Origin of the sequence: Rubrivivax gelatinosus (assembly GCF_004340905.1) — a bacterium.
GTDB classification, from domain to species: domain Bacteria; phylum Pseudomonadota; class Gammaproteobacteria; order Burkholderiales; family Burkholderiaceae_C; genus Rubrivivax; species Rubrivivax gelatinosus.
The window spans coordinates 140,415-161,773 of sequence record NZ_SLXD01000007.1; the positions used below are offsets into that span (position 1 = coordinate 140,415).

The 21,359-nt window shown below is 70.7% G+C and carries 15 protein-coding genes and 1 other RNA gene; 5 read left to right on the plus strand and 11 right to left on the minus strand.

Annotation, left to right across the window (positions count from 1 at the left end):
- Window positions 1-96 precede the first annotated feature (96 nt).
- Genes EV684_RS12470 through gyrA form a run of 5 tightly spaced genes read right to left on the minus strand, consistent with a single transcriptional unit; the run spans window position 97 to window position 7,411 of the window.
- Window positions 97-2,133: a bifunctional 3-phosphoshikimate 1-carboxyvinyltransferase/cytidylate kinase gene (locus EV684_RS12470; RefSeq protein WP_132647609.1), complete on the minus strand. Its 2,037-nt coding sequence runs from the start codon at window positions 2,131-2,133 to the stop codon at window positions 97-99.
- A gap of 16 nt (window positions 2,134-2,149) precedes the next feature.
- Window positions 2,150-3,031, minus strand: a complete 882-nt coding sequence (locus EV684_RS12475) for a prephenate dehydrogenase (protein WP_132647610.1) — start codon at window positions 3,029-3,031, stop codon at window positions 2,150-2,152.
- Complete coding sequence (pheA, locus tag EV684_RS12480) at window positions 3,031-4,137, minus strand: prephenate dehydratase (RefSeq protein WP_132647611.1); 1,107 nt, start codon at window positions 4,135-4,137, stop codon at window positions 3,031-3,033. Before pheA ends, EV684_RS12475 begins: the two co-directional genes overlap by 1 nt.
- Window positions 4,134-4,748, minus strand: coding sequence for a hypothetical protein (locus tag EV684_RS12485; protein WP_132647612.1), 615 nt, complete (start codon window positions 4,746-4,748; stop codon window positions 4,134-4,136). Before EV684_RS12485 ends, pheA begins: the two co-directional genes overlap by 4 nt.
- Window positions 4,748-7,411 (minus strand): DNA gyrase subunit A, encoded by a 2,664-nt coding sequence (gene gyrA / locus EV684_RS12490; protein ID WP_132647613.1) that lies wholly within the window; start codon window positions 7,409-7,411, stop codon window positions 4,748-4,750. Before gyrA ends, EV684_RS12485 begins: the two co-directional genes overlap by 1 nt.
- A gap of 268 nt (window positions 7,412-7,679) precedes the next feature.
- Here gyrA and ompA point away from each other — a divergent pair, with 268 nt between their 5' ends.
- From ompA to ssrA, 4 genes are all read left to right on the plus strand, one after another.
- Window positions 7,680-8,324, plus strand: a complete 645-nt coding sequence (gene ompA / locus EV684_RS12495) for an outer membrane protein OmpA (protein WP_132647614.1) — start codon at window positions 7,680-7,682, stop codon at window positions 8,322-8,324.
- Window positions 8,325-8,402: 78 nt separating this feature from the next.
- Complete coding sequence (gene ubiG, locus EV684_RS12500) at window positions 8,403-9,107, plus strand: bifunctional 2-polyprenyl-6-hydroxyphenol methylase/3-demethylubiquinol 3-O-methyltransferase UbiG (protein WP_132647615.1); 705 nt, start codon at window positions 8,403-8,405, stop codon at window positions 9,105-9,107.
- Window positions 9,107-9,769: a phosphoglycolate phosphatase gene (gph, locus tag EV684_RS12505; RefSeq protein WP_132647616.1), complete on the plus strand. Its 663-nt coding sequence runs from the start codon at window positions 9,107-9,109 to the stop codon at window positions 9,767-9,769. Before ubiG ends, gph begins: the two co-directional genes overlap by 1 nt.
- A 13-nt stretch (window positions 9,770-9,782) precedes the next feature.
- Window positions 9,783-10,156: a transfer-messenger RNA gene (gene ssrA / locus EV684_RS12510) on the plus strand.
- A 61-nt stretch (window positions 10,157-10,217) separates the two neighbouring features.
- On the opposite strand, the gene EV684_RS12515 is transcribed toward ssrA, so the two are convergent.
- Window positions 10,218-11,132: a DMT family transporter gene (locus EV684_RS12515; RefSeq protein ID WP_132647617.1), complete on the minus strand. Its 915-nt coding sequence runs from the start codon at window positions 11,130-11,132 to the stop codon at window positions 10,218-10,220.
- The gene (locus EV684_RS12520; protein ID WP_132647618.1) at window positions 11,129-11,434 is read right to left on the minus strand and encodes a putative signal transducing protein; all 306 of its coding nucleotides are present in this window, start codon (window positions 11,432-11,434) and stop codon (window positions 11,129-11,131) included. The genes EV684_RS12515 and EV684_RS12520 overlap by 4 nt, the downstream gene beginning before the upstream one ends.
- A 79-nt stretch (window positions 11,435-11,513) precedes the next feature.
- On the opposite strand from EV684_RS12520, the gene EV684_RS12525 reads away from it, so the two are divergent.
- Window positions 11,514-12,497: a quinone oxidoreductase family protein gene (locus EV684_RS12525; protein WP_132647619.1), complete on the plus strand. Its 984-nt coding sequence runs from the start codon at window positions 11,514-11,516 to the stop codon at window positions 12,495-12,497.
- A 4-nt stretch (window positions 12,498-12,501) separates the two neighbouring features.
- Here the strand turns inward: EV684_RS12525 and EV684_RS12530 are convergent, their stop codons facing one another.
- From EV684_RS12530 to ileS, 4 genes are all read right to left on the minus strand, one after another.
- Window positions 12,502-13,233, minus strand: a complete 732-nt coding sequence (locus tag EV684_RS12530; protein ID WP_132647620.1) for a DUF2189 domain-containing protein — start codon at window positions 13,231-13,233, stop codon at window positions 12,502-12,504.
- A gap of 106 nt (window positions 13,234-13,339) precedes the next feature.
- Window positions 13,340-13,858: a signal peptidase II gene (gene lspA / locus EV684_RS12535; RefSeq protein ID WP_132647621.1), complete on the minus strand. Its 519-nt coding sequence runs from the start codon at window positions 13,856-13,858 to the stop codon at window positions 13,340-13,342.
- An 88-nt stretch (window positions 13,859-13,946) separates the two neighbouring features.
- The gene (locus EV684_RS12540) at window positions 13,947-18,227 is read right to left on the minus strand and encodes a PAS domain-containing protein (RefSeq protein ID WP_132647622.1); all 4,281 of its coding nucleotides are present in this window, start codon (window positions 18,225-18,227) and stop codon (window positions 13,947-13,949) included.
- A gap of 111 nt (window positions 18,228-18,338) precedes the next feature.
- Window positions 18,339-21,182 carry an isoleucine--tRNA ligase gene (gene ileS, locus EV684_RS12545; protein ID WP_132647623.1) on the minus strand — a complete coding sequence of 948 codons (2,844 nt, stop codon included), beginning with the start codon at window positions 21,180-21,182 and terminating at the stop codon, window positions 18,339-18,341.
- Between the last annotated feature and the right edge of the window lie 177 nt (window positions 21,183-21,359).

Here is a 21,359-nt window from a genome sequence, read left to right on the forward strand (position 1 = left end):
CTTGCAGCGGGGGCTGCAGGGTTCGTTGGACACACCCGCCGCGCCCGATGGCCTGACGGCCGGAAGGGGAGCGCGGCGGAACCTGGAAAACGCGCGTCAGGCCGTGCGGCCGAACGGGCGGCGCTGTTGCCACCAAGCCAGCACCTGGGCCACCGAGTCCTCGATGGAAAGTGCCGAGTTGTCGAGTTCCAGCGCGTCTTCGGCCGGCTTCAACGGCGAGACGCTGCGTGATCGGTCACGCAAGTCCCGCGCCTCGAGGTCCGCGCGAAGGTCGGAGATATTAGCAGAAATTCCCTTGGAAATCAGTTGCTTATAGCGCCGCTCGGCACGCTGGGCGGCGCTCGCCGTGAGGAAGACCTTGAGCGGCGCGTCGGGGAAGATCACGGTGCCCATGTCGCGGCCGTCGGCCACCAGCCCCGGCGCGCGGCGGAAGGACAGCTGCAGCTCGTGCAGCGCGGCGCGCACCTCGGGCCAGACCGAGACCTGCGAGGCCATCAGCCCGCTGGTCTCCAGGCGCAGCTCGTCGGTGATGTCGCGTCCGCGCAGCCAGGTGCGGCCGGCGTCGGCGCCGTCGCCGAAACGCAGGTCCAGGCCCGCGGCCAGCGTCGCCAGCGCGGCCTCGTCGTCGGGCGAGACGCCGTCCCAGAGCGCCGCAATGCCGGTGGCGCGGTACAGCGCACCCGAATCCAGCAGCGCGTAGCCCAGCGCTGCGGCGACCTCGGCCGCCAGCGTGCCCTTGCCCGACGCGGTCGGGCCGTCGATCGTGATCACCGGCACCTCGGCCGGCTCGGCGCGCGCCAGGCCGAACAAGGCCTCGAAGTAGTCGGGGAAGGTCTTGGCGACGCAGTGCGGCTCGAGGATGCGAACGGGCACCCGTGCGCCGACTGTCGGGTTGAACGCCGCCAGCGACAGGCACATCGCCATGCGGTGGTCGTCGTAGGTCCGGATCTCCGCCGGCAGCCAGGCCTGCGGCGCGCGCACCTCGATGAAGTCGGCCCCCTCGACGACCGTCGCGCCGACGCGGCGCAGTTCGGCGGCCATCGCGGCGATGCGGTCGGTCTCCTTGACGCGCCAGCTGGCGATGCCCTCGATGCGTGTCGGGCCTTCGGCGTACAGCGCCATCGCCGCCAGCGTCATCGCGGCGTCGGGGATGTGCTTGGCGTCCAGCGTGATGCCGGCCAGCGGCCAGCGCCCGCGGCGCACCTCCAGCCAGCCGGGGCCGGTGCGCACGTCGGCGCCCATCGCCTGGGCCGCTTCGACGAAGCGGATGTCGCCCTGGATCGAGTCGCTGCCGACACCTTCGATGCGCACCGCGTCGCCGCCGGTCGCGGCGATCGCCCCGAGCGCGACGAAGTACGAGGCCGACGAGGCGTCGCCTTCGACGTGGATGTCGCCCGGCGAGCGGTAGTGGCTGCCCTGCGGGATCGTGAAACGCTGCCAGCCCTCGCGCTGCACGGCGATGCCGAAACGCGCCAGCAGGTTGACGGTGATCTCGACGTAGGGCTTGGAGATCAGCTCGCCGTCGACCTCGACGACGAGGTCGTGGGCGTCGGCGGCCAGCGGCAGCGCCAGCAGCAGCGCCGTCAGGAACTGGCTGGAGACGTCGCCGCGCACGCGGATCGGCCGCTCCAGCGCCAGGCGGCCGCCGGCGCAGCCGCGCAGGCGCAGCGGCGGGTAGCCCGGCGTGCCCAGGTCCTCGATCGTGCAGCCCAGCGGGCGCAGCGCGTCGACGAGGTCGCCGATCGGGCGCTCGTGCATGCGCGGCACGCCGCAGAGCTCGAAGTCGCCGCCCTGCAGCGTCGCCAGCACCGCCAGCGCGGCGGCCAGCGGCCGCATCGCGGTGCCGGCGTTGCCGAGGAACAGCCTGGTCTCGTGCACCGACAGCCGGCCGCCCAGGCCGGTGACGGCCAGTGTGCCGTCGGCGTCGTGGGCGATGCCGCAGCCCAGCGCGCGCAGGGCGTCGAGCATGACGCGCGTGTCGTCGCTGGCCAGCAGGTCGTGCACGCGCGTCGTGCCGTCGGCCAGGCCGGCGAGCAGCAGCACGCGGTTGGAGATGCTCTTGGAGCCGGGCAGCCGGACGGTGCCGGCCGCGCCTGCCATCGGCGGCAGGTCGAGGAAGGGAGTGCGGAACATCGGGTTGGAGAAGGCGTCAGCGCTGGGCCGATCGCGGCGCGCCCATCTGCCAGCCGGCACGGCCTTCGGCGGCGGCGCGGATCATTGCTTCCAGCGCGTCGGTGTTGCCGCTCAGCATCAGCTGTTCGAAGGCGTCGAGCGACTGGCGGAAGCGCTGCGACTGCTTGAGGATCTCTTCGCGGTTGGCGCTCAGCACGTCGCGCCACATCTCGGGGTTGCTGGCGGCGATGCGCGTGAAGTCGCGAAAGCCCGGGCCGGCCAGCGACAGGAAGTCGCGCCCGGCGGGCTGGCCGACCACCGCCGAGAAGTAGGCGAAGGCCAGCAGGTGCGGCAGGTGGCTGACGGCGGCGAAGGCGGCGTCGTGGTTCTCCGGCGTCATCTTCAGCACCTGCGCGCCGATCGCCGACCAGACGTCGGTGGCCTTCTGCACCAGCTCGGGCGAGGTCTGCGGCAGCGGCGTCAGGATGACCTGGCGGCCGGCGTAGAGCGCCGCGTCGGCGTGGCCGATGCCGGCCAGTTCCTTGCCGGCGATCGGGTGCGCCGGCACGAACGAGCCCAGGCGTTCGCGCAGCACGCGGCGCGCGGCGTCGACGACGTCGCGTTTGGTGCTGCCGACGTCCATGAACAGCACGCCCGGCTCGACGAGATGGCGGATGGCCTTGAAGGTCGATTCGGTGGCCGCCACCGGCACCGACAGCAGCACGACGTCCGAACCGGCGACGGCCAGCAACGCCGACTCCGCCACGACGTCGATGACGCCGAGCTTCTTCGCGCGTTCGGTCGTCGACGGGCTCTTGCTGTAGCCGATGACGCGCTTGACCAGGCCCGCGCGCTTGAGCGCCAGCGCGAAGGAGCCGCCCATCAGGCCGCAGCCGATGACGCCGAGTTGCTGGAACATCAGTGCACGTCCACCGGGTAGGCCCCGAGGATCTTGAAGAAGGCGCAGGCGTCGTGCAGCTCACGCAGTGCGGCACCGACCTTGGGCTCGTCGGGATGGCCCTGGACGTCGATGTAGAAGTAGTACTCCCACTGGCCCGAACGCGCCGGGCGCGACTCGAAGCGCGACATCGAGACGTCGTGGCGCTTGAGCGGCACCAGCATGTCGTGCACCGCGCCCGGCCGGTTCTTCACCGACAGCACGAGGCTCGTGCAGTCGTGGCCCGAGGGTTTGGGCACCGGGTGGCGGTCGGGGTGGGTGACGATCGCGAAGCGCGTGCGGTTGTGGGCGTCGTCCTGGATCGCAGGCGCCAGCACGTGCAGGCCGAACTCGCTGGCCGCGCGCACGCTGGCGATCGCCGCGACGCCGCTGTCCAGCGAGGCCAGGCGCGCGCCTTCGGCGTTGCTCGAGGCCGGGCGGCGCTCGGCGTCGGGCAGGTGGTGGCTGAGCCAGCCGTGGCACTGCGCCAGCGCCTGCGGGTGGGCGCAGACGGCGCGGATGCCTTCCAGCGAGTTCTCGCGCCGCAGCAGGTTCTGGCGGATGAACAGGCTGGTCTCGCCGATGATGAACAGCGGCGTGTGCAGGAACAGGTCCAGCGAACGCGCGACGACGCCTTCGGTCGAGTTCTCGACCGGCACGACGCCGAAGTCGGCCGCGCCCGAGGCCACGGCGTGGAAGACCTCGTCGATGCTCGCGCACTGCACACGCAGCAGCGAGCTGCCGAAGTAGCCGATCGCCGCTTCCTCGCTGAAGGTGCCGGCCGGGCCCAGGTAGGCCACTCGCGTCGGCGTCTCCAGCGCGCGGCAGGCCGACATGATCTCGCGCCAGATCGGCGCGATGCTCGCGGTCTGCAGCGGCCCCGGGTTCACGGCCTTCATGCCGTCGATGACCTGGGCCTCGCGTTCGGGGCGGAAGACGACCGAGCCCTCGCGCTTCTTCAGCTCGCCCACCGCCAGCGCCAGGCCGGCGCGGCGGTTGAGCAGTTCGAGCAGTTCGCGGTCGACCGCGTCGATCTGCTGGCGCAGGCCGACGAGGGCGTCCGAGGACTCGACCTGGGGAGTCTTCACTGCTTGGGCGCGCTCGCCGCGGCGGCCGGCGCCGCAGCCTCGAAGCGCTTGCGCACCGACTGTTCCATCGCCTGCACCTTGGGCGCGACCAGCGGCTTGGTCTCCGCGACGAGCTTCTCGCCGATGGCGCGCTGCATGTCGCCGTTCAGCGACTGGAACTTGCGGTTGACCGGCGACTCGAGGATGCCGACGAGCTGCTTGAGTTCGGCTTCGGTGAAGCGCTGCTCCAGCAGCACCCCGATGGTGCTCGGCGCGAGCTTGACGGCGCGGTCGCGCACGATCGGCGTGGCCTCGTCGGCGTACTTCTTGGCGTCGGCCTGCATGCCCTTGACGACGGCTTCGCGCTTGTCGGCGGGCAGGCGCTGGACCGCCATCGCGCCCTGCTGCATCAGCATGACGGCGGGCTGCTCGGCAAGCTGGCGCGCCATGTTCTCGACGGCCGGCTGCTGGATCTGCAGGATCTTGGCAACCAGTGCCTTCTTCGCCGGGCTCGACGGCGCGGCGGAGGCGGCGGCCGACGCGGCCGGCGCAGCAGCGGGTGCCGAGGCTTTCTGGGCCATGGCGGGGACGGCCGCGGCGAGAGCCAGGGCCAGCACGAATCGTTGGGTCATCAAGCGTTCTCCGTGCCGGCGTCGCCGGCGCTGTCGTTGGCGGGCTCTTCGCCGGCACTGCCGTCGGTCTGCGCGTCGTTCTCGACGATGCGCTGCAGACCCGAGAGCCGGGTGCCGTCGTCCAGCGAGATCAGCGTGACGCCCTGCGTCGCGCGGCCCATCTCGCGGATCTCGGCGACGCGCGTGCGCACCAGCACGCCGCGGTCGGTGATCAGCATGATCTCGTCGGTGTCGCGCGCCAGCGTGGCGGCCACGACCTTGCCGTTGCGCTCGCTCTGGAGCATCGAGATCATGCCCTTGCCGCCGCGGCGGTGGCGCGTGTATTCGGTGATCGGCGTGCGCTTGCCGTAGCCGTTCTCGGTGGCGGTGAGCACGCTCTGGGTCTCGTCCTCGGCGACCAGCAGCGCGATGACGCTCTGGCCCGGTTCGAGCTCCATGCCCTTGACGCCGCCGGCCTGGCGGCCCATCGGGCGTACGCCGCCTTCTTCCGGGTCTTCGTTGAAGCGCACGGCCTTGCCGCCGTCGGAGAACAGCATCACGTCGTGGCGCCCGTCGGTCAGCGCCGCGCCGATCAGGTAGTCGCCATCGTCCAGGCCGACGGCGATGATCCCGGCCTTGCGCGGGTTGCTGAAGTCTTCCAGCGGCGTCTTCTTGACGGTGCCGAAGGCCGTCGCCATGAAGACGTAGTGGTCCGCCGGGAAGCTGCGGAACTCGCCGGTCAGCGGCAGCACGACGGTGATCTTCTCGTCGGGCTGCAGCGGGAACATGTTGACGATCGGCTTGCCGCGCGAGTTGCGCGAGCCCTGCGGCACCTCCCAGACCTTGAGCCAGTAGACGCGGCCGCGGTCGGAGAAGCACAGGATCCAGTCGTGCGTGTTGGCGATGAAGAGCTGGTCGATCCAGTCGTCTTCCTTGGTCTGCGTCGCCTGCTTGCCGCGGCCGCCGCGGCGCTGGGCGCTGTACTCGGTCAGCGGCTGGCTCTTGATGTAACCGGTGTGGCTGAGCGTGACGACCATGTCGGTCGGCGTGATCAGGTCCTCGGTGCCGAGCTCGAGCGCGTTGCGTTCGATGACGCTGCGGCGCGCGCCGACCTTGGCCTGGCCGAACTCCTGGCGCAGCGCGTTCAGTTCCTCGACGAGGATCGCGGTGACGCGCTCGGGGCGCGAAAGGATGTCCAGCAGGTCGGCGATCTGCGACATGACCTCGCGGTACTCGCCGATGATCTTGTCCTGCTCCAGGCCGGTCAGGCGCTGCAGGCGCATCTGCAGGATTTCCTGCGCCTGGTCCTCGGACAGGCGGTACAGGCCGTCGGCCTGCAGGCCGTAGCCCGCGGGCAGGCCCTCGGGGCGGTAGGCGGCGCGTCCGCCGGCCGTCGACTCCTCGGCGCGCGCGAGCATCTCGCGCACCATCGAGCTGTCCCAGGCCTTGGACATCAGCGCCGCCTTGGCCATCGGCGGCGTCGGGCTGGTCTTGATGGTCTCGATGAACTCGTCGATGTTGGCCAGCGCCACCGCCAGGCCCTCGAGCACGTGGCCGCGTTCGCGCGCCTTCTTCAGCTCGTAGACCGTGCGGCGGGTGACGACCTCGCGGCGGTGCTCGAGGAAGATGTCGAGCAGCTGCTTCAGGTTGCACAGACGAGGCTGACCGTCGATCAGCGCCACCATGTTGATGCCGAAGCTGTCCTGCAGCTGGGTCTGCTTGTAGAGGTTGTTGAGCACGACCTCGGGCACTTCGCCGCGCTTCAACTCGATGACCACGCGCATCCCGGACTTGTCGCTCTCGTCCTGGATGTGGCTGATGCCGTCGATCTTCTTCTCGTTGACGAGCTCGGCGATGCGCTCGAGCAGCGTCTTCTTGTTCACCTGGTAGGGGATCTCGTCGACGATGATCGACTGGCGCTGCCCGCGGTCGATGTCCTCGAAGTGGCACTTGGCGCGCATCACGACGCGGCCGCGCCCGGTGCGGTAGCCCTCGCGCACGCCTTCGAGGCCGTAGATGATCCCGGCGGTCGGGAAGTCCGGCGCCGGCACGATCTCCATCAGCTCCTCGATCGTCGCCTCGGGCACCTTCAAAAGATGCAGGCAGGCGTCGACGATCTCGTTGAGGTTGTGCGGCGGGATGTTCGTCGCCATGCCGACCGCGATGCCGGCCGAGCCGTTGACCAGCAGGTTCGGCAGCCGCGCCGGCAGCACCGTCGGCTCCTTCTCGGAGCCGTCGTAGTTCGGGGCGAAATCGACCGTTTCCTTGTCGATGTCCTCGAGCATCTCGTGGGCGATCTTCGCCAGACGGATCTCGGTGTAGCGCATCGCCGCGGCGCTGTCGCCGTCGACCGAGCCGAAGTTGCCCTGGCCGTCGACGAGCATGTGGCGCAGGCTGAAGTCCTGCGCCATGCGCACGATCGTGTCGTAGACCGCCGTGTCGCCGTGCGGGTGGTACTTACCGATCACGTCGCCGACGATGCGGGCGCTCTTCTTGTACGGGCGATTCCAGTGGTTGGACAGCTCGTGCATCGCGTACAGGACACGGCGGTGCACGGGCTTGAGGCCGTCTCGGGCGTCGGGGAGGGCGCGTCCGACGATCACGCTCATCGCGTAGTCGAGGTACGAACGCCGCATCTCCTCTTCGAGGCTGATCGGCAGGGTTTCCTTGGCGAACTGGGACATGCGGGATCGCGTGGCGCGCGAGCAGGAGCGGCCCGGCCGGAGCGGCCTGGCATCGGACGTGGAATTCTACGGTGCGCAGCCTGTCGTGGCGGAGCAACACGCAGTCGAGCACGCCGAGGCTCAGGGGTCAGAATGCAGGCGTACCGATGCCCTATGGCACAATCCTTCGCAGGTGGTAAGTACCCGCCATGTCGGGATTTGCCCGGAGTTCAGGCTTTCGGTTTGGACGTTTCGCAGTACTGCTGCGGCTTTCCTCGAGAGGAGAAACATGAAGAAACTGAACAGGGTGGCGGTGCTCTTCGCATCCGCTGCGCTCGCCGCCCCGATCGCGGTTCTGGCACAGGGCCAGACGATCGACAACTGGCGTGCCACGGACGGCACCGTCTGGAAGAACGGCACGAACGAACTGTGCTGGCGTGATGCCAACTGGACGCCGGCAACCGCTGCCGCGGAATGCGATGGCGCGATCAAGCCGCCGCCGCCGCCGGCTCCGGCTCCGAAGGTCGCCCCGCCGCCCCCGCCGCCGCCCCCGCCGCCGCCGCCGGCTCCGGTCAGCGAGAAGGTCACCTTCGCCGCTGACGCGTTCTTCGACTTCGACAAGGCTGTCCTGAAGCCGGAAGCGAAGGCGAAGCTCGACGACCTGGCCTCCAAGGCCAAGGCCGTCAACCTGGAAGTCGTCATCGCCGTGGGTCACACCGACGCCACGGGTCCGGATGGCTACAACCAGAAGCTGTCGGTCAAGCGCGCCGATGCCGTGAAGGCCTACCTGGTCGACAAGGGCATCGAAAAGAACCGCGTCTACACCGAAGGCAAGGGCGAGAAGCAGCCGGTCGCCGACAACAAGACCCGCGAAGGCCGCGCGAAGAACCGTCGCGTGGAAATCGAAGTGGTCGGTACGCGTACCAAGAAGTAATCGCCTGGAACCCACGGGTTCCCAGAACGAAACCCCGCTTCGGCGGGGTTTCTCGTTTGTCGCGCTTAGGATTCGACCATGACCGTCAACGCCGACGCCCAGGAACTGGCCAAGTTCAGCGATCTGGCCCACCGCTGGTGGGATCCGGAGAGCGAGTTCCGTCCGCTGCACGAGATCAACCCCCTGCGCCTTGACTGGATCGACAGCCTGGCGGGCCTGCGCGGCAAGACCGTGCTCGACGTCGGTTGCGGTGGCGGGGTGCTGTCGGAGTCGATGGCGCGCCGTGCCGCGCACGTCACCGGCATCGACCTGTCGACCAAGGCGCTCGGTGTCGCACGCCTGCATGCGCTCGAGTCCGAGGTGATGAATCTCGAGTACCGTGAGATCGCGACCGAGGCGCTGGCCGCCGAGTGCCCGGGGAGCTTCGACGTCGTCACCTGCATGGAGATGCTCGAGCACGTTCCCGATCCGGCGTCGGTCATCGAGGCCTGTTCCCGGCTCGCCAAGCCTGGCGGCTGGGTGTTCTTCTCGACGCTCAACCGCAACCCCAAGGCCTTCCTGTTCGCGATCGTCGGCGCCGAGTACGTGCTGAAGATGCTGCCGCGCGGCACGCACGAGTACGAACGTTTCATCCGCCCGAGCGAGCTCGCGCGCTGGTGCCGCGACGCCGGCCTGTCGCCGGCCGGCAGCCGCGGCCTGCAGTACAACCCGCTGACCAGGCGCTACTGGCTGTCCGCCGACACCAGCGTCAACTACCTCGTCGCGACGCGAAAGCCCGGCTGATGGCGCGCGCCGAGGCGGTGCTGTTCGACCTGGACGGCACCCTGGTCGACAGTGCGCCCGATCTGGCCGGGGCGGCCAACGACCTGCGTGGGGTGCACGGGCTGGCCCCGCTGCCCTACGAGCAGCTGCGGCCGATGGTCGGCACCGGCGCGCGCGGCATGGTCGGCGCGGCCTTCGGCCTGGCGCCCGGCGACGACGGCTTCGAGCCGCTGCGCGACGCCTTTCTCGCGCGTTATGCCGAGCGTCTGCTGCAGGCCACGCGCGTCTTCGACACCGTCGAGCCGATGCTCGCCGCGCTGGAAGCCGCCGGCCTGCGTTGGGGCATCGTGACGAACAAGGCGATGCGCTATGCCGAGCCGGTGGTGCGCGGTCTGGCGCTGGACGCTCGCGCGGCGGCATTGATCGCCGGCGATACGACGCCATTTTCCAAGCCGCACCCGGAGCCGCTGTTCGAGGCCGCGCGCCGCCTGGGTGTCGCGCCGGCGGGCTGCGTCTACGTCGGCGACGACCACCGCGACATCGTCGCCGGGCGCGCCGCGGGCATGCGAACGCTGGCCGCCGGCTGGGGTTACCTGGGCTGTGGCGAGCCGATTCACGCCTGGGGCGCCGACGCGGTACTCGAAGAGCCCTTTGCGCTCTTGAACTGGCTGGATCTGGCCTAAACTAGGCAACTCAGGGACCGACCTGGCTTCGACGTGGGTGCGGAGTCGGCGCGGGGCATGCCGAGCACCAGTTCGCTCGTAAATCCACTGGAAACAAAGTAACTGCGAACGACGAACGTTTCGCCCTCGCCGCTTAACACCGGTGAGCCTCGCAACAGTTGGCCGATGGGCTGGGTCTGAGGCGGCAACGCCGAAGACTGCGAGGTCATTCACATTGGCTCGTCCCGCGCCGGGTCACTCGGTGCGGGCCTAAAACCAAGTGACTCGGGGAACGGATAGCGTGCTGCTGCGCGATCCGGGCCCTCAAACTCAAATCAGCCAGCTACGCATGTAGAACCGTCCGGCGATGGCTTGCGGACGGGGGTTCGATTCCCCCCGGTTCCACCATCCAAACCGAAGGCCCCGGCCGCGCGAGCGACCGGGGCCTTTTCTTTGCCTTGCCGCGCCTTCAGCGCCGGTTCGACGCGACGATGCCGCCGACGATCAGCGCGAAGGCCAGCGCGTGGTACAGGTGCGGAGGCTCGCCCAGCAGCGCCGCCGACAGCAGTGCAGTGAACAGCGGCGTCAGGTTGGCAAAGAAGCCCGCGATCGCCGGGCCGACCGCGGCGACGCCGCGGCCCCAGAGCCGGAAGGCCAGCACCGATGGCCCGACGGCGATGAAGACCAGCGCCACCAGGACCGTCGGTGACCACAGCACCGGCTGCGGCATCCAGATCGCCTCGCCGACGGCCGACAGCGTCGCCCAGCCGACGCCGAAGATCACCTGCACCAGCAGGAACTCGGCCCAGTTCCAGTCGGGCCGCTGCTCGCCTCGCATCGACGCCGCGGGCCGCGCCAGCTGCCAGCTGTAGCCGGCCCAGGCCAGCGCCGCGACCAGGATCCACAGGTCGCCGGCGACGAGGCGGATCGCGCCCAGGCTGGACAGGTCGCCGCGCAGCAGCACGACCATCACGCCGGCCAGCGACAGCGCTGCACCGGCGAGCTGGCCCGCCCGCGGGCGCTCGCGGTAGAAGAGGGCGCCGACCAGCATCATCCACAGCGGGATGCTGGAGGCGATCAGCGTCACGTTGATCGGTGTCGAGGTGTGCAGCGCCAGGTACTGCAGCGCGTTGTAGGCGCCCACGCCCAGCAGCCCCAGGCCGGCCAGCGGCCGCCAGCGGGCGCGGATCTCGGCGCGGCGCTCGGGGGTGCCGATGGCGCGCCAGCCCAGCGGCAGCAGGATGGCCAGCGCCAGCCACCAGCGCAGGCAGTTCAGGAGCAGCGGCGGCATCGCCGGCGCCAGCAGGCGGCCGAGCATCGCGTTGCCCGCCCACAGCATGGGCGGCACCGTCATCAGTGCCGCGATCCGGGGTGTGAGCGTCATGCCGCGGGCCTCTCGGCGCCACAGCTCCAGCACTGTTCGAACGGCCCTTCGACGATCTCGTGGCAGCGCGGGCAGGCCCAGGTGTGCTCGGGTGGGTGGCGCCACTCGGCAAGCAGCGCCTGGGCACGCGCGTGGTCGTCGTCGTCGACCCAGACCTCGGGCAGGCTCTGGTCGGGCGGGATCTCGCCGGCGATGCCGCTGGCGTAGGCGCGCTGCACGCTGCTGGTGATGCCGGCGGCGCCGAGCTGGTCGGCCCAGAGGGTGGCCAGGACGAGGTTGGGTGCTTGGATCAGTCTCTTCATCGGGCGGCGGATCATGCCACCGTCGGTGTGGCGGTTCGGCATCGCGTAACCTGCGCTCGTCGTCCACGAGGAGAACACCATGGCGCGCGCGATCCAGATCTCGGCCTTCGGCGGCCCCGAGGTGCTGCAGGGCGTCGACCTGCCGGTCGGCGAACCCGGCCCCGGCCAGGTGCGCATCCGTCACCACGCCTGCGGACTGAACTACATCGACGTCTACCAGCGCACGGGTCTGTACCAGAACCCGCTGCCACTCGTGCTGGGCATGGAGGGCGCCGGTATCGTGGAGGCCGTCGGCGAAGGCGTGGCGCATCTGCAGCCGGGTGACCGCGCGGCCTACGCTGCGGCCACGCCGGGCGCCTACAGCGAGGCGCGCGTGATGCCGGCCGCCCAGGTCGTGCAGCTGCCCGACGGCATCGACTTCGAGACCGGCGCGGCGATGATGCTCAAGGGCCTGACGGCGCAGTACCTGCTCAAGCGAACGCTGCCCGTCGAGGGCCTGCAGCCCGGCGACTGGGTGCTGTGGCACGCCGCGGCCGGCGGCGTCGGCCTGATCGCCTGCCAGTGGGCGCGTGCGCTCGGCCTGCGCCTGATCGGCACCGCCGGAGGCGAGGCCAAATGCAGGCTCGCGCTGGAGCACGGTGCGGCGGCGATGATCGACTACACGCGCGAGGACTTCGTCGCCCGTGTCAGGGACATCACCGGCGGCCGCGGTGTCAAGGTGGTCTACGACTCGGTCGGCCGCGACACCTTCGAAGGCAGCCTGGCCTGCCTGCGTCCGTTCGGGCTGCTGGCGAGCTTCGGCAACTCCTCCGGCCCGGTGCCGCCGTTCGCCATCGGCTCGCTCGGTCCCAAGGGCTCGCTGTACGTCACGCGCGCGACGCTCTTCACCCACATCGCGACGCGCGAGCGCACGCAGGAGATGGCCGACGAACTCTTCGACGTCGTCGCCAGCGGCGAGGTCAAGATCTTCATCGGCCAGCACTGGCCACTGCAGGACGTGGCCCAGGCGCATCGTGCGCTGGAGGCCCGGCGCACGACCGGCTCGACGGTGCTGCTGCCCTGAGGCTTCAATCGGCCACCGCCTCGCGGTACGCATGCCACGAGGCGTGGCCGACCACCGGCCCGGCCAGCAGCAGCCCGGCAAAACCGGGCAGCAGCGCCAGCCCGACCAGCAACACGATCGCCACCGCCCACAGCGCCATCACGCCCGGCTGGCTGCTCACCAGGCGCAGGCTCGTCAGGCCGGCGGTCACCGCGTCGCAGCGGCGGTGCAGGATCATCGGGATCGAGACCACCGAGATCGCGTAGATCAGCGTCGCGAAGACGCCGCCGACGGCCGTCCAGGCGACGATGAAGCCGAGGTTGGCCGGGTCCAGCAGCGCCAGCAGCGAACCGCGGAAGTCCGGCATGCCGTCGAAGGACACGGCGAAGACGACCAGCGCGGCGCGCCCCCAGACGAGTTCCAGCACCAGCAGCACGAGGCCGAAGATCGCCATCGCGCCGCCGCGTTCGCGCCAGGCGAGCACCGCGTCGGCCAGTGTCGGGCGTTCGCCGCGCTCGAGCCGCTGGCTGACGCGGTACAGCCCCAGGCACAGGAAGGGGCCGGTCAGCAGGAAGCCGGCCGACAGCGCCAGCGTGTAGGCGGGTGCGTGTTCGAAGACCGCCAGCAGCAGCCAGCCCATCGCGACGAAGCAGGCGCCGAAGAAGAGCCCGATCAACGGAGCGCGGCGGAAGTCGCGCCCGCCGGCGGCCAGCCAGCGCAGCGGCGCGTTCGCGCTCAGCCGGCGCAGCGCGGGCATCCCCGGCTCCGCCGTTGCGTCGGGAAGCTTGGCCGGGTCCACCCGACCAGCCTAGGCGGGTGTTTCCGGCGCGGCTACGGGACAAGCTCGGGCCTGCGCAGGCCCGTCACTTGCCCCCGCGGCGCACGCGCAGGATCTCGTCGAGCACGAGGCAGAGCGCGCCCAGCGTGATCGCCGCATCGGCGACGTTGAAACTCGGGAAGTAGCCGCCGCGGAACATCGGCTCCAGAACGCCGAAGCGGAACTGCAGGAAGTCGATGACGTGACCGTGCAGCAGCCGGTCGATGACGTTGCCGACCGCGCCGCCGAGGATCATCGTCACCGCGAAGCTGAACAGCCGCTGCGCCGAGTGGTTCGCCAGCATCCAGACGATGACCGCCGAGGCGACGACGCCGACGCCGACGAAGAACCAGCGCTGCCAGCCGGCCGCATCGGCCAGGAAGGAGAAGGCCGCGCCGCTGTTGTGCACGCGCACGATGTTGAAGAAGCCGGTGACGACGCGGGATTCGCCGTCCTGGAAGTACCCGAGGATCAGCGTCTTCGTGAACTGGTCCAGGACGACGACGATGAAGGCGATGCCGAGCCAGAACGGCAGGCGGTTGGACGAGCGCGAAGACGTGGCCATGGAGTCGTGAGGCGTGGGACCACCGCCGGGGCCGGCGGGCGGGCCGCTACTGTATCGCGGGCCGCACGCGGCCCGCGTGCCGGACGCTTCAGGCGTCGAGCAGCTCGTTGAGGCGTGCCGACAGCGCGACGACGCGCTCGTGCAGTGCGCGTGCCTGCTCGGCCAGCCGGGGAGCGTCCTCGGCGTCGCGGGCGGCATGCTCGAGCTCGCGTGCCTGGCGCTGCAGCGCATGCGCGCCGATCGCCCCGCAGGCCCCTTGCAGCGAATGCGCGGCACTGCTCCAGGCGGCAAGCCGTTCGTCGCCCCCGGGGGCCACCAGCGCGGGCATGCCCGCGGCGTAGACCTCGGCGAAGCGCCGCGTCAGGCGCTGCAGCACCCCGGGCCGCCCGCTGACCAGCCGCATCGCGGCGTCGATGTCGATCTCGCCCAGCGCCGCCAGGCGTTCGACGAACCCCCCGGCCGGGGCGGCCGAGGCCGTGGCTGCAGCGCGGGCTGCGGCGCCTGCGGCTGGCAGCCACCGCAGCAGCGCCGTGTACAGCGTCTCCGGGTCGACCGGCTTGGCGACGTGGTCGTTCATGCCCGCGGCCAGGCAGGCGGCGCGGTCTTCGCCGAAGGCGTTGGCGGTCATCGCCAGGATCGGTGCCGAGAAGCCGGCACGGCGCAGTTCGCGCGTGGCTTCGAGACCATCCATCTCCGGCATTTGCATGTCCATCAGCACCGCGGCGTAGTCGCGGGCCAGGCCCAGGCGCACCGCTTCGCGGCCGTTGGCGGCGAGGTCGACCTCCAGCCCGACGGTGCGCAGCAGCTCCAGCGCCACCTCCTGGTTGATCGGGTTGTCCTCGGCCAGCAGCAGCGGGCGCGCGCTGCCGCGGGCGCGCAGCTGGCTCTCGGCCTGCCCTGCGGCATGCGGCAGGGCGGCGGGTTCGACGCCGGCCGAGCGCAGCACGTGCTGAAGGGTGTCGTGCAGCGTCGACGCCGCGATCGGCTTGAGCAGCACGGCCGAGAAGCTCGCGGCCTGGGCTTCGCGGCGCATCGTCTCGTCGTCGAAGGCCGTCACCAGCACGGCGGGGGCTTGCGCGGCGGCGGGGCACCCGCGCAGCTGCTGCAGCGTGCGTATGCCGTCCAGTTCACCCATGCGCCAGTCCAGCAGCAGCAGGTCGTAGCGCCGGTCGTCCTCGCCGGCGGCGCGCGCCAGTTCGAGCGCCGACTCTCCCGAGTCGGCCAGGTCCACGGCCATGCCCAGCTGCCGCAGGCGGTCGGCGAGCGCCTCGCGCGCTTCGGGCAGATCGTCGGCCAGCAGCGCCCGCATGCCGGCCAGGCGCGGTGCGGGCTGCGCCTGCAGCCCGCCGTCCAGCGCCAGCCAGGCGCTGAACCAGAAGCGGCTGCCGACGCCGGGGGTGCTGTCGGCTCCCACCTCGCCGCCCATCATCGACGCCATGTGCCGCGTCAGGGCGAGGCCCAGGCCGGTGCCGCCGTGGCGCCGGCTGGTGGAGCTGTCGACCTGCTCGAACGCCTGGAACAGCGCCCCCAGGCGCTCCGGCGCGATGCCGATGCCGGTGTCGGCGACCGTGAAGCGCACCAGCACGCGGCCGTCGCTGCGTTCGGTACGCCGGGCCTGCAGCCGCACCCAGCCGTGTTCGGTGAACTTCACCGCGTTGGACAGCAGGTTCAGCAGCGACTGCAGCAGCCGCGTCGGGTCGCCGACGAGGCGGTCGGGCACGTCGTCGGTGTCCAGCACCAGCTCCAGCCCCTTGCGCTGCGCGTCGGTGGCGACGGTCTGGAAGGCCCGCGCCAGCAATGCGTCCAGCGAAAAGGGGATCGCCTCGAGCTCCAGCCGCCCGGCCTCGATCTTCGACAGGTCCAGCACGTCGTTGAGGATCTGCAGCAGGTGCTGGGCCTGGCTGCGGATCTTCCCCAGGCGCTCGCGCGCGGTGTCCTCGTGCGCGTCGCGCAGCATCAGGTGCGCCAGGCCGATGATCGCGTTCATCGGCGTGCGGATCTCGTGGCTGATGTTGGCCAGGAAGGCGCTCTTGGAGCGGCTCGCCGCCTCGGCGCGGTCGCGCGACAAGACGAGTTCCTCGTTGAGCTGCTGCAGTGCCGCCTCGGCGCGCTTTTGGGCCGAGATGTCGATGGCCATCACGTAGAAGCCGTTGACCACGTCGCCGCGCCGGTCAGGAACGTAGTGCACCAGCAGGTCCTTCGGGTCGCCGCGGCGCGACATGCTGCGTTCGTAACGCTGCATCTCGCCTTCGAGCGCGGCGGCGATGAGCGCCGACTGCTCGCGCACGAACTCAGGCCCGAGCAGCTCGGCCATCGGCCTGCCCAGGATCTGTTCCTGCGTCAGCCCGAACCATTCGCAGTAACCGCGGTTGGCGAACTGACAGCACATGTCGCGGTCCCAGTAGGCGACCAGGCCCGGCAGGCTGTCGGCGATCATGCGCGCCGAACGTTCGGCCTCGGCCAGCCCGGCAATCGCGTGCTTGAGCTCCCGGGTGCGCTCCTCGACCAGTTGCTGCAGGTGCAGGCGGTGGCGCCTCAGTTCCTCGGTCGTCTCGCGCCGCTCCGTGACGTCGTCCCAGGACGCGACGATGGCCAGCAGCCGGCCGTCGTGCGGGTCGCGCACCGGCTCGGCGTTGACGCGGAACCAGCGCAAGCGTCCCTCGTGGCTGCGCAGGTGGACTTCGGCGTCGCGGCTTTCGCTGCGCGCCATCACCACGTCGGTGAGCTGCTCCAGGATCTCGGGCGAGTCCTCGCCGTTCTCGTCGACCGGCATCCAGCCGGTGTCCAGCAGCCGACGGCCGCGCAGCCAGTCGACGGGGCGCTGCAGCAGCCGTTCGGCGGCCGGGTTGGCGTCGACGATGGTGCCGTCGGGGGTGCGCACGATGATGCCCTCGTTGAGCACCTCGAACACCGAACGGAAGCGGGCTTCGCTCTCGCGCAGGGCCTGTTCGCCCTGGCGCGCCTCGGTGATGTCGCTGGCCACGCCGACCAGGCCGACGATGCGTCCGTCGCCGTCACGCAGCGGCGCCTTCGTCACCGCGAGGTGGCGCGTGCCGGCCGGCGTCGGCAGGGTCTGTTCGAAGTTGGTCGGCAGGCCTCGTTCGATCGTTCGGCGGTCGTTGGCGACCAAGGCCTCGGCCACGGCGGGCGGAAAGATCTCCGCGTCGAACCGGCCGACCAACGCGTCGCGCGACAGGCCGGTGCGCTCGCAGGCCACGCGGTTGGCGAAGAGATAGCGGCCCTCGAGATCCTTCGCGAAGATCGTCTCGCCGGCGTTGTCGGCCACCGCGTCGAGCATCTGCAGCGCGCGCAAGCGCTCGCGTTCCTCGGCGCGCTCGCGTTCGGCGCGCGCCAGCGCGTCGCGGTTGGACAGGCTGCGCGTGGTGGCGTAGAGCGCCAGCAGCGCCAGGGCCAGCAGCACCACCGAGCCGCCCGCGCTGCGCCAGGCTGCGGCATCGACCTCGCGCTGGTCCAGTTCGAGCAGCAGCCACCAGTCCGGCACCGACAACGGGCTCGCCAGCGCGGTGACCGGCACGCCCAGTTCGTCCAGGCCACGCAGCGGCTCCCCATCGCGGGCCGCGCCGCCGACCACGCGGGCAAGCACGAAGTCGCCCTGGCCGAGCGTGCGCGTCACCCGCAGCGCGGCATCGTGCTCCCGCGTCAGGTCGCTCATCGCCACCAGGCGGTCTGCGTCGCGGCGCCACAGCGAGGATCGTGCACCCGAGCGCGGCGTCGGCCACTCGTGCAGCAGCGGGAACAGATCCTGGCGGGGGTCCAGCCGCAGCACCACGAGTGCACGGGCCGGGATGCCGGTGGCCGTCAGCGGCAGCACGATGTCCAGCGCGATGGCCTGGCTCTCCTCCTCGGCCCGGTAGAAAGTCGTCGGCTGCGGCTGGCCGCTGGCCAGCGCTCGCCCGATCGCATCGCCCGTTTCGGGCCCGACGCCGCCGGCCATCGGCGTGTCGTCGGCGCGGGCGATCAGCTCGCCGGAGGCCGACAGCAGCAGCGCGTCCTCGGCGTTGGCGACCTCGCGCAGCTGGTCCAGGCGGCGGCGCAGCATGTCCCGCGCCGCCTGGCCGCCGGCATCGACGGCGCTGGCGTGCAGTTCGGCCAGCATCGGGCTGGAGGCCAGGAAACGCGCGAGGCCGCGGCGCTCGCGCAGCCAGTCCTCCACCTGGGTCGCCCGCAAGCCGGCCACGGCACGCAACTCGGCGGCGGCGTTGCGGCGCTCGCGGTCGAACTCGCGCACCGTGACGGCGGCCGTCAGCAGTGCCAGCACGACGGCAATCAGCGCGAACGGCCAGCCGATCACGAACCGTCCCGGGTGCTGCAAGGCGCCGGTGCTCCGGCTGTTGGTGCTCACGGCCATGCGTCGCCGCCCCCCCTTTGCCCAGCGGCATCGAGCGGCGATGCATTTCTAGCACATGGCCGGCGAACCGGCACGGGAGCCCCCGGGGCAGGGCGCCCCGGGGACGAGGGTTCAGGCGACGGTCCGGGTCTCGCCTTCGCCGTACAGATTGCTCGTGCAGCGGCGGCACAGTCCCGGGTGCGCCGGGTCGTGGCCGACGTCGTCGCGCCAGTGCCAGCAGCGTTCGCACTTGGTATCGGACGACGGTGTCACCGTCACCTGCAGCTCGTCGGCGGCGGCCAGCACGGCCTTGGAGGTGATCAGCACGAAGCGTAGGTCGTCGCCTAGCGATTTCAGCAATTCCAGCTGGTCGGCGGGCGCGGCGATCGTCACGTTGGCCTGCAGCGAGGAACCCACCGCGCCGGTCGTGCGCACGGCCTCGATCTCCTTGTTGACGCGTTCGCGCACGGCGCGGATGCGCGCCCACTTCGCCAGCAACTCGGCGTCGGGCGTGGGGAAATCGAGGTAGGTCTCGGTGAAGATCGACGGCGTCGTGCCGACCAGCTTCCAGGCCTCCTCGGCGGTGAAGCTGAGGAACGGCGCCATCCAGCGCAGCATCGCCTGGGTGATGGTCGCCAGCGCGGTCTGGGCGCTGCGGCGGGCCAGCGACTTGGGCGCCGTCGTGTACAGCCGGTCCTTCAGCGCGTCGAGGTAGAAGGCGCCCAGGTCCTCGCTGCAGAAGACCTGCAGCTTGGCGACCACCGGGTGGAACTCGTAGACCTCGTAGTGCGCGAGGATCTCCGCCTGCAGCTCGGCGGTGCGCGCCAGCGCCCAGCGGTCGATCTCGAGCAGTTCCTCGGGCGCGATCGCGTCGGTCCTGGCGTCGAAGTCCGAGGTGTTGGCGAGCAGGAAACGCAGCGTGTTGCGGATGCGGCGGTAGGCGTCGACGACACGCGCCAGGATCTTGTCGTCGCCGGCGATGTCGCCCGAGTAGTCGCTGGCGGCGACCCACAGGCGGATGATTTCGGCGCCCAGGGTCGACGAGACCTTCTGCGGCTCGATGCCGTTGCCCAGGCTCTTGCTCATCTTGCGGCCCTGGCTGTCGACGGTGAAACCGTGCGTCAGCAGGCCGCGATACGGCGCGCGGCCGTACAGCGCGTTGGCCAGCAGCAGCGAGCTGTGGAACCAGCCGCGGTGCTGGTCGTGGCCTTCGAGGTAGAGGTCGGCCTCCGGGCCTTCCTTGTGATAACCCTCGGGGTGCTGGCCGCGCAGCACGTGCCAGAAGGTCGAGCCGGAATCGAACCAGACCTCCAGGATGTCGCTGCTCTTGGTGTAGAGCGCGGCGTCTTCGGCGCCCAGGATCTGCTCGGCCGTCGTGCGGCTCCAGGCCTCGATGCCGCCGGCTTCGACGATGTCGGCGGCCTGGTCGAGGATCTCCATCGTGCGCGGGTGCAGGTCGCCGGTTTCCTTGTGCAGGAAGAAAGGCAGCGGCACGCCCCAGCTGCGCTGGCGGCTGATGCACCAGTCGGGGCGGTTGGCGATCATGTCGCGCAGCCGCGCCTGGCCGTTCTCGGGGTAGAAGCTCGTCGCCTCGATCGCGTCCAGCGCCATGCGGCGCAGCGACTGCGGCGCCTTGTCCTTCGTGAAGACGCCCTCGCCTTCGTCCATGCGGATGAACCACTGCGCCGCGGCGCGGTAGATCACCGGGCTCTTGTGGCGCCAGCAGTGCGGGTAGCTGTGGGTGATGGTCTCGGTGGCGAGCAGCCGGCCGGCGGCCTTGAGCGTGTCGAGGATGACCGGCACCGCCTTCCAGATGTTCTGGCCGCCGAAGAGCGGGAAGTCGGCGGCGTAGCAGCCGTTGCCCTGCACCGGGTTCAGGATCTCGTCGGTCTTCATCCCGTGCGAGACGCAGGAGTTGAAGTCGTCCAGGCCGTAGGCCGGCGCGCTGTGCACGATGCCGGTGCCGTCGTCGGCGGTGGCGTAGTCGGCGAGATACACCGGGCTCAGGCGCTCGTAGCCCGGGTCGGTGTCGGCCAGCGGGTGGCGGAAGTTCAGGCCGCCGAGCTTCTCGCCCTTCGTCGTCGCCAGCACCGTGCCTTGCAGGCCGTAGCGCGCCAGGCACTTCTCGACCAGCGACTCGGCCAGCACCAGCAGGCCGCGTTCGGTGTCGACGAGTGCGTAGTCCAGCGCCGGGTTCAGGTTCAGCGCCTGGTTGGCCGGGATGGTCCAGGCGGTCGTCGTCCAGATGACGATGAAGGCCGGCTTGGCGAGCGACGGCAGGCCGAACGCGGCGGCCAGCTTGTCGGGTTCGGCCGCCGGGAAGGCGACGTCCAGCGTCTGGCTCTTCTTGTCGGCGTACTCGATCTCGAACTCGGCCAGCGAGCTGCCGCAGTCGAAGCACCAGTAGACGGGCTTCAGGCCGCGGTAGACGAAGCCGCGTTCGATGACCCGCTTGAAGGCGCGGATCTCGCCGGCCTCGTTGGCCGGGTCCATCGTCGCGTAGCGGTGCTCCCAGTCGCCGAGCACGCCCAGGCGCTTGAAGTCGGCCATCTGCTGCGCGATCTGCTCGGTGGCGTAGGCGCGGCTTTTGGCCTGCATGTCGTCGCGGCTCAGGTGGCGGCCGTGTTTCTTCTCGATCGCGTTCTCGATCGGCAGGCCGTGGCAGTCCCAGCCGGGCACGTACTGGGCGTCGAAGCCCTTGAGCTGGCGCGCCTTGACGATCATGTCCTTCAGGACCTTGTTGACCGCGTGGCCCATGTGGATGGCGCCGTTGGCGTACGGCGGGCCGTCGTGCAGCACGAACAGCGGCTTGCCGCAGCGTGCGTCGCGCAGGCGCTTGTAGAGGCCTTCGTCCTGCCAGCTCTTGATCCACGCCGGCTCGCGCTTGGCGAGGTCGCCGCGCATCGGGAACGGGGTGTCGGGCAGGTTCAGCGTCGCGCGGTAGTCGGGCGCGGCGGCTTTCGTGGAGTCGGTCATGTCGGTCGGCACCGGGCGGTGCGGGGGCGGTGCATAAGCGTTCGTCGGGGCGCGCGTGCGGGCACGGCGCGGGACGGCGGGGCGGTCAGGCGCGAAGGCGCCGTGTGCGCGTAATTCGGTCGCGCGTCGTCTGCCGCCGCGTGGAGGTGTTCCGCCACGACGGGTCGAGCCGAACGA

Bases quoted from the DNA above. Each gene is read 5' to 3' on its own strand.
- ompA (WP_132647614.1), top strand. From the start codon at position 7,680: ATGAAGAAACTGAACAGGGTGGCGGTGCTCTTCGCATCCGCTGCGCTC.
- EV684_RS12540 (WP_132647622.1), bottom strand. From the start codon at position 18,227: ATGGCCGTGAGCACCAACAGCCGGAGCACCGGCGCCTTGCAGCACCCG.
- EV684_RS12485 (WP_132647612.1), bottom strand. From the start codon at position 4,748: ATGACCCAACGATTCGTGCTGGCCCTGGCTCTCGCCGCGGCCGTCCCC.
- ubiG (WP_132647615.1), top strand. From the start codon at position 8,403: ATGACCGTCAACGCCGACGCCCAGGAACTGGCCAAGTTCAGCGATCTG.
- gyrA (WP_132647613.1), bottom strand. From the start codon at position 7,411: ATGTCCCAGTTCGCCAAGGAAACCCTGCCGATCAGCCTCGAAGAGGAG.
- EV684_RS12530 (WP_132647620.1), bottom strand. From the start codon at position 13,233: ATGCCCGCGCTGCGCCGGCTGAGCGCGAACGCGCCGCTGCGCTGGCTG.
- ileS (WP_132647623.1), bottom strand. From the start codon at position 21,182: ATGACCGACTCCACGAAAGCCGCCGCGCCCGACTACCGCGCGACGCTG.
- EV684_RS12475 (WP_132647610.1), bottom strand. From the start codon at position 3,031: ATGTTCCAGCAACTCGGCGTCATCGGCTGCGGCCTGATGGGCGGCTCC.
- EV684_RS12525 (WP_132647619.1), top strand. From the start codon at position 11,514: ATGGCGCGCGCGATCCAGATCTCGGCCTTCGGCGGCCCCGAGGTGCTG.
- EV684_RS12515 (WP_132647617.1), bottom strand. From the start codon at position 11,132: ATGACGCTCACACCCCGGATCGCGGCACTGATGACGGTGCCGCCCATG.
- EV684_RS12470 (WP_132647609.1), bottom strand. From the start codon at position 2,133: ATGTTCCGCACTCCCTTCCTCGACCTGCCGCCGATGGCAGGCGCGGCC.
- gph (WP_132647616.1), top strand. From the start codon at position 9,107: ATGGCGCGCGCCGAGGCGGTGCTGTTCGACCTGGACGGCACCCTGGTC.
- EV684_RS12520 (WP_132647618.1), bottom strand. From the start codon at position 11,434: ATGAAGAGACTGATCCAAGCACCCAACCTCGTCCTGGCCACCCTCTGG.
- lspA (WP_132647621.1), bottom strand. From the start codon at position 13,858: ATGGCCACGTCTTCGCGCTCGTCCAACCGCCTGCCGTTCTGGCTCGGC.